This is a genomic window from Desulfotomaculum sp. (assembly GCF_982386235.1).
On sequence record NZ_CEVWQM010000022.1, the window covers coordinates 60998 to 68783 of the forward strand.

A 7786-nucleotide genomic window follows, 5' to 3' on the forward strand; every position below is an offset into this window, starting at 1 on the left:
ATGCCCGGTGTGGTTGGGACTTCGATCCCTCGTGTGGATGCTAAAAGTAAAGTTACGGGTCAAGCCCTTTACGCCAGTGACTATTATCTACCTGGCATGCTGCACCTTCAACTGGTTCGTTCAACACAAGCACATGCCAAAATAGCAAAAATTGATACCCGTTATTTTACGAATCGGCAAGATGCCTTTTGTTTTACCGCCAAAGACCTTGCGGAGAATAATTTTGGCCAAATCATCAAGGATCAGCCGGTATTGGCGGAGGAGCGGGTACGTTTTTTTGGTGAACCCATTGCGGTGGTGGCGGCCCAAAGTGCTGCCTTAGCCAGCGAATATGCTCAATTCGTTGCAATCGATTATGAAACATTGGACCTGGTCAATGACCCGGCAGGGGCGATGCAGCCAGACAGCCCATTGCTTCATCCCCAGGGCAATCTGCTGCAGCACCTTCCTTTTCGTAAAGGCGATACGGAAAAGGCCTTTGCGGAGAGCTTTCTAACCTTGGAAGATACCTTTACCGTGCCTGTGGTGGATCATTTGTATCTGGAACCGGAGGCAGGTGTTTCTTTCCTGGATGAAGAGGGTGTTTTAAATATTATTGCCGGCACCCAAAACCCCTTTTACGATCAGCAGGAGATTGCTCATTGTTTGGGTATTCCGACGGAAAAAATAAGGGTTAGAACGGCTAACATCGGTGGGGGCTTTGGCGGTAAAGACGGCAATACCGTACAGTTGTTTCTGGCCCTGGTTACCTGGAAAACAGGTCTGCCGGCCCGTCTGGTGTTTACCAGGGAGGAATCGCTGGCAGCCTCCTATAAAAGACACGCCGCGAAGGCCAAGGTAAGGCTGGGCTTCGACCAGGCGGGTCTGCTGACAGCTTATCAGGGAACCATTTATTACGATACCGGGGCCTATGCGGCCCTGGGTCCTGCGGTGCTTGGTCTGGGTGTGGAGCATGCAGCGGGGCCCTATGTTATCCCCAATGTACAAATTGACGGCTATTTATGTTATACCAACAAGCCGCCAGCCAGTGCCATGCGTGGGTTTGGTGCCCCGCAAACGGCCTTTGCCGTGGAAACCCTGTTGAATAGGGCGGCCAAGCAGCTCCAGTTGGACCCCATTAAGCTTCGCCTGAAAAATGCCCTGTATCCAGGGGCAGAGGGCAGCCTGGGTCAGCCCATGAACCATTCTGTGGGCCTAAGGGAAGCACTGCGAATCCTGGCTGGTTCTGCCCTGTGGCAGGAGCGATTGAGCAACAAAGAACCCAACATAGGCTATGGTATGGCGGCTGGCTTTCTTAGCTGCGGTATGGGGAAAGGCATTAAAGATACCGCAAAGGTGGAAATTAAACAGCTGCCCGGCGAGCACTATGAAATAAGAATCGGTACAGTGGAGATTGGGCAAGGAAGCAATACCGCCTTGGTGCAAATAGCAGCCCAAGCCTTGGGCGTTGCAACCGATAAGATTCGGATTGTCATGGGAGATACGGGTCTGACCCATGATAGTGGTTCCACGGCTGCTTCCCGAACCACTTATATTTCAGGTAATGCCTTGCTGGCTGCGGTGCAGGATTTAAAAAGACAGGAAGCAGCCGGCAAGACCTATCCAAGGGGCATCGGGGAGGCAACTTTCCCGGAGGTATCGGCACCTGACATAGGAATTGGCTTGCCGCACAGCATGTACACCTTCATTGCCCAAGCAGCCAAGGTAAAGGTGAACCAATTGACTGGTGAAGTAGAACTTCTGCAAGTTTTTGCAGTAACAGAGGCTGGGCGGATTATCAACCCCATGGCCTTGGAAGGCCAAATACAAGGTGGGGTTGCCATGGGTGTGGGCTATGCTTTGTTGGAACAAATGGGTTTTAACAATGGCTTGCCCAAGCAGACGAGTTTATCCACCTATCTGATTCCCACCAGTCTTGACCTGCCGGACACAGAGACAGCTACGGTTGATGAGTATGAGGATTCCGGTCCCATGGGTTTAAAGGGGGCTGCGGAGGTGGGTACTGTGGCCATTGCACCGGCCATTGTAGCCGCCGTCAACGAAGTTGTGGCGCTTCCCATTCATGAATTACCCATTTCACGGGAAGAAATAGCAAGGTTTTGTGCAAGGGAACGGGATAAAAAATTGAATGAGGGCATCAAGGGATCTAGCATACCATTTAATAAAAAATAAGGAGGGTAACAAATGAGAATGAAAGCAAGACTTCTGCTGGTAACCGTATTGATGATGAGTTTGTTATTAGCGGGCTGTGGCAACAAGGAAGAGAAAGCACCACAGGCAGGCCAATCGGAAGGAACAAAACCACTGAAAGTTGCCTTAATCCTACCCGGTAAAATTGATGATGTTTCCTTTAACCAGGCGATGTATGAGGGTATGAAAGAACTGGAAGAGGAATACGCCGGCAAAATTGAAGTGACCTATACGGAACAGGTATACGAGGTTTCCAACATTGAACCGACCCTAAGGGATTTTGCCTCCCAGGGTTATGATTTGATTTTTGGCCATGGTTTTCAATTTATGGAACCCATTATCAAGGTAGGCCAAGAGTTTCCCGAAACAAAATTTGCCCTGGGCACTGGCTTTAAGACCCTGCCCAATACCTGCGTCTATGATGTCAAGCTGGAAGAGGGTGGCTATCTGATGGGAACCCTGGCTGGCTTGATGACCAAGACCAATAAAATTGGCGTTGTGGGCGGAGCCGATGTGGCGGAAATATATCGTGGCCATGAGGCCTTTAAACATGCTGCGAAGCAGGTGAACCCAGACATCCAAATTCAAGAACTCTATACCGGAGATTGGCGTGATGCTGCCAAGGCGAAAGAAGGTGCTGTCTCGATGTATGATGCCGGGGCGGATGTGATTTGGCACTCCGGTGATGGCATTGGCCTGGGTGTTGTGGATGCAGGGAAAGAGAAAAATAAAACGGTACTGGGTAATGTGGCGGACCAAAATGTTTTGGCACCAAACAACGTATTATCCGGTATTGCCTATAACTGGACGCCTGTAATCAAGGCAATTGTTGATGATGTTTTAAACGACAATTTTACCAATAGGAATGATAAATTTTACTGGCTGACCGTTGCCAATGCTGGTGTGACGGTTGCTCCTTTCCATGGTTTAGACAGCACCGTTCCCGCAGAGGTGAAGACGAAGCTCGAGGAAGTAAAGCAAGGCTTAGCGAATAACACGGTAGAAATGCCTAAGTTTGAGAAATAAGTTGGTGGGGGCCTGAGGCCAGGCCCCTACTTATATTCCAGGGGGTAAAGTCAGTTGCAAGCATATGCTGTGGAAATGAAAGGGATTACCAAAAGGTTTAAGGGCCTGGTTGCCAATAACCGTGTGGATTTTCGTCTGGCGAAGGGATCGATACACGGGCTGCTTGGTGAAAATGGAGCAGGCAAGACAACGCTCATGAATATTTTATTTGGCCTTTATCAACCGGAGGAAGGCCAAATACTCATTAATGGGGTAGAAACCGTTATGAACAATCCTACCCAGGCAATGAATTTGGGCATTGGTATGGTACACCAGCACTTTATGCTGGTAAGGCCCATGACGGTGGTGGAAAACATTATGCTGGGCTTGCCATCTAAGAGGGGCATTTTTTTAGATAAGGGTTCTGTGGAGGCCTCACTCATCGAACTGTCGGAAAAATACAACCTGAAAGTAAACCCCAAGGCACAGATTCGACAGCTTTCTGTAGGGGAGCAGCAGAGGGTGGAAATATTATCGGTTCTTTACAGAGGCGCGGACATCCTGATCCTGGACGAACCCACAGCGGTATTAACACCCCAGGAAACAAAGGAATTATTTAAAATACTAAAACTTATGCGTGATGATGGAAAATCCATTATCCTCATTACACATAAATTAGAAGAGATTTTAGAGATTGCGGATGAAGTAACTGTTTTAAGGGATGGCTGCCAAGCCGGCGGGGAAAAGATAACCGACGCCACCACGAAAAGTGAGTTAACCAATAGGATGGTGGGGCGTGAAGTAGCACTAAGCTTTGCTGCCAGGCCGGCTTGTACAGGAGAAACCAGGCTGGTTGTGGAGGGAGTTACATTAAAGGATGCGCATAAGCTGCCGGTTCTGAACGGGATTGATTTCACCATCCGGGCCGGAGAAATAGTAGGGCTGGCTGGCGTGGACGGCAATGGGCAGAAGGAATTGTGTGAAGTGCTTACCGGATTAAGTCCCTTAACTTCCGGTAGAATTCAGTTGGATGGCCAGCTCCTAAATGGGAAAAAACCAATCGAATATATTCGGGAAGGAATTGCTCACATTCCGGAAGATCGCCATAAAACCGGTTTAGCCATGGGCTTTGATATAACCACCAATTTGATTATCAAAGAATATAACAGTCCTCGTTTCTCCCGTGCTGGTTTATTAAATTTCAAGGCCATTTATGCCAATGCCCAAAGGCTTTTACACGAATATCGCATCAAGGCCAGCGGGCTGGCAGCCAAGGCTAGGGAGCTTTCCGGCGGCAATCAACAGAAAATTATTCTAGCCAGGGAGATTAGTTCCTCCCCCCGGGTCATTATCGCCAATCAACCCACCAGGGGACTGGATATTGGTGCATCCATGTATGTGCGGGAAAAGCTTTTGGAGCAACGGGAAAAAGGGGTTAGCATCTTATTAATTTCTGCGGACTTGGAAGAGATTCTACAAATATCAGACCGCATTGCAGTTATTTATGAAGGTCAGATTAAGGGGATTTTGGAGAACAAAAATGTCAGCATTGAGAAGATCGGTATGCTCATGGCGGGTGTAGAAAGTGGGGCTCAGGCGGTATGTTGAAAATAAAGATTAAAAATTTATTGGCAGGTATGGTACCCTCCGTTATTTCTATCAGCCTGGCCATCCTGGTCGGGGCCTTGCTCTTGCTTCTAACCGGGCAAGATCCCATCGAAGCTTTTCAAACCTTGTTTTGGGGTGCCTTTGGCTCTACCAACCGAATTGCAGAAACCTTGGTCAAGGCAGCACCGCTGATGATTATGGCGCTGGGAACATCCATTGCCTTTAAAAGCCAGCTTTGGAATATTGGCGGGGATGGGCAATTTACCCTGGGGGCTGTTTTTGCGATGTTGGTGGCCCTGAACCTTTCTTTCCTGCACCCTGCTATTCTTTTCCCCTTATCTTTTCTGGCGGCTTTTTTGGGTGGTGCCCTTTGGGGTGGCTTAGCCGGCCTGTTCAGGGCGAGGTTTAATGCCAATGAAGTGATTACCACCCTCATGCTGAACTATGTGGCGGTCTATTTGTTAGGCTGGTTGATACGGGGGCCCATGATTGATCCCAAGGGGCATGGTTTCCCCCAAACCCCTTTGATTGAAGAAGGCCTAAGGCTTCCCCTGTTGCTCAGTGGAACCAGGTTGCACTTTGGTATTATTATCGCCCTGTTAATTATTCTGGCAGGTTATATCTTTTGGCGTTCTACCGTCGGTTTTCGGATCAAGCTGATGGGGGAGGGTCACCATGTGGCCCGTTATAGTGGGATCGAGGTCCCCAAAACAATTATTTTAATCATGTGTATCTCCTCCGGTCTGGCAGGGTTAGCCGGTTGGACCGAGGTTTTTGGTATCCATTATCGTTTGATGGATGATATAAACTCAGGTTATGGCATGTTGGCCATTGTGGTGGCACTTCTGGGTAATCTCAATCCCTTGGGTATTGGGGTTTCCGCATTTTTCTTTGCAGCCCTCAGTGTAGGCGGCAGTACGATGCAGCGTATGGTGGGCGTTCCCTTTTCCTTAGTCAGCGTCCTGGAGGGATTAGTCATTATTTTTGTTATTAGCAGGGTGGTTTACACCCAATGGAGGGATCGGTGTGCAGTCAGAACTTTTAACGCAGGGGTTTCTCATCAGCCTGCTGGCAGGGACCATTAGAACCAGTGTGCCAATTCTTTTTACTGCTCTGGGAGATATCTTTACACAAAGGGCCGGCATACTCAATCTTGGCCTAGAAGGAATTATGCTGATGGGAGCCCTGGGGGGATTTGTGGGGGCCTACTTTACAAATAGCCTCTGGCTAGGGGTTTTGCTGGCCATCCTAGTCGGCACCTTATTTTCTCTGATTATGGCTTTTTTAAGTGTAACGGTCAAAGCAAACCAAGTCATCGCTGGAACCGCTTTGACTATATTGGGAACGGGGCTTTCTGCCTATTTGTATCGCAGCATTTTTGGGGTGCAAAAATTACCGCCCCAGGTTGAAGCCTTTCCGGCCCTGAAGATTCCGATTTTAGGTGATTTACCGATTTTAGGTCCTGTACTCTTCAACCATAATATTTTAGTTTATTTAGCCTTAGGACTGGTTGTTGTTACCTACCTTGTCATGGAGAAAACAACCTTTGGTTTAAGTGTTCGTGCCGTTGGCGAGCATCCCCGGGCAGCCGATTCCCGGGGGATCAATGTACCGCTGGTGCGCTATCTTTGTGTCATGATCGGGGGTGCCTTTGCGGGACTGGGCGGGGCCTTTCTTTCCATTGGTTTTATGAATACCTTTTTAGATCAAATGGTGGCAGGCCGTGGCTTTATCGCCGTAGCAGTGGTGATTTTTGCCCGCTGGAATCCCTACCGGGCCTTAGGGGCGGCCCTGCTTTTTGGGGGTGCCAACGCTCTGCAGCTCAGGCTTCAGGCCATTGGCATGCCGGTACCGCACCAATTTTTATTGGCACTGCCCTATATCATAACCATTCTCGTACTTTTAAGTGTTTCGAAAAAGGCTGAATTTCCGGCGGCTTATACCGTTCCTTATTCCAGATCCGAACGATAGCGGAAAGAGGGATCACTTTGGCTGGTTTTGTTGCAGGTGTTCGAACGAAAAGTCGTTTTACCATCATCTTCATGATTATCATCCTCATGGCCGGCGGGCTCATTGGTTCCTTTTTACCAGGAGAGCGGCAGGCAGCCCGCCGGGTGCAGGAATTTATTGATGCTGTCAATGAAAACAGATCCGGTGATATTTATCTTTATTTAACACCCCAGTTAAAGGAGAAGATTAGCCGGGAAGATTTTGCCCGGAATTTTGCCAAGGAAAGAAGCTATCCTTACTTAACACCCCTTTATTTCTACCTGGACGAAGTAAAACTCTCTCCCGATAAGAAATCCGGGGAGGCGATCCTGACGGTAGCGGCAAGGTTGCCAGGGGAAAAAATGCGTGTTCAGTTGGTCTATGATCAGGGTCGCTATTATATCGATACCTTTGGGGAGATTGTTGATGGCAGCTACCTTGATAAGTTTCAACGACTTTAGAGAACTTGTTAAATTGAGCATTTATTTTGTTTAATTAGGAAAAAACAAGGACTTGGGTAAATAGCCCAGGTCCTTGTTTTGGTCAAAAGCATATTTGGCGTAAAAAGGGCCCCAAGCTCTTTGACTTCGGGCTAACCTGTTGCTTATACGGCCATAGGCATTGTTTAACTTATACGCTGGCATTAACGATAAGCTATGATTTTTATAGATAGTTATAATTTAGCTATTGCCAAAGGGTAAAAAGATGTGTTAAGATAACACATGTCGCCGCAAGGTGACAAACAAAAATTACCACTTGCAGCGAACGCAGAAAAAGTGGTAAGATATGATTCCACCGCCGATAAGGCAGTGAACAAACTACCAAAAACTTGCACTTGAAACACAGTGAAAGCCATGGTAAGATAAGCTTCCGGTCGCGAGATCGGGACAAGCAAATGGTCTTTGAAAACTAAACAGCAGATGATGGATGAAAAACAGGTCAAGTCAAAAGTCGAGTTTAACACTCGAAACTAAGACGACCACAAAAAACATCC

General features: G+C 48.1%; 6 protein-coding genes. All 6 read left to right on the forward strand.

All coding sequences use genetic code 11. The features are described from left to right. Genes AC1U9Z_RS13275 through AC1U9Z_RS13300 form a run of 6 tightly spaced genes read left to right on the forward strand, consistent with a single transcriptional unit; the run spans position 1 to position 7253 of the window. Positions 1–2172, forward strand: coding sequence for a xanthine dehydrogenase family protein molybdopterin-binding subunit (locus tag AC1U9Z_RS13275; RefSeq protein WP_479957750.1), 2172 nt, complete (start codon positions 1–3; stop codon positions 2170–2172). A gap of 12 nt (positions 2173–2184) precedes the next feature. Next, positions 2185–3216 (forward strand): BMP family protein, encoded by a 1032-nt coding sequence (locus AC1U9Z_RS13280; RefSeq protein WP_479957752.1) that lies wholly within the window; start codon positions 2185–2187, stop codon positions 3214–3216. A 54-nt stretch (positions 3217–3270) separates the two neighbouring features. Beyond that, positions 3271–4803 (forward strand): ABC transporter ATP-binding protein, encoded by a 1533-nt coding sequence (locus tag AC1U9Z_RS13285; RefSeq protein WP_333532639.1) that lies wholly within the window; start codon positions 3271–3273, stop codon positions 4801–4803. Further along, positions 4797–5888, forward strand: a complete 1092-nt coding sequence (locus AC1U9Z_RS13290) for an ABC transporter permease (RefSeq protein WP_333532640.1) — start codon at positions 4797–4799, stop codon at positions 5886–5888. Before AC1U9Z_RS13285 ends, AC1U9Z_RS13290 begins: the two co-directional genes overlap by 7 nt. Beyond that, positions 5830–6774, forward strand: coding sequence for an ABC transporter permease (locus AC1U9Z_RS13295; RefSeq protein WP_479957754.1), 945 nt, complete (start codon positions 5830–5832; stop codon positions 6772–6774). The genes AC1U9Z_RS13290 and AC1U9Z_RS13295 overlap by 59 nt, the downstream gene beginning before the upstream one ends. Before the next feature lie 17 nt (positions 6775–6791). Then, a complete protein-coding gene (locus AC1U9Z_RS13300; RefSeq protein WP_479957756.1) occupies positions 6792–7253 on the forward strand; it encodes a hypothetical protein in 462 nt (153 codons plus the stop codon). Positions 7254–7786: the final 533 nt, after the last annotated feature.

Bases quoted from the DNA above. Each gene is read 5' to 3' on its own strand.
- AC1U9Z_RS13275 (WP_479957750.1), top strand. From the start codon at position 1: ATGCCCGGTGTGGTTGGGACTTCGATCCCTCGTGTGGATGCTAAAAGT.
- AC1U9Z_RS13280 (WP_479957752.1), top strand. From the start codon at position 2,185: ATGAGAATGAAAGCAAGACTTCTGCTGGTAACCGTATTGATGATGAGT.
- AC1U9Z_RS13290 (WP_333532640.1), top strand. From the start codon at position 4,797: ATGTTGAAAATAAAGATTAAAAATTTATTGGCAGGTATGGTACCCTCC.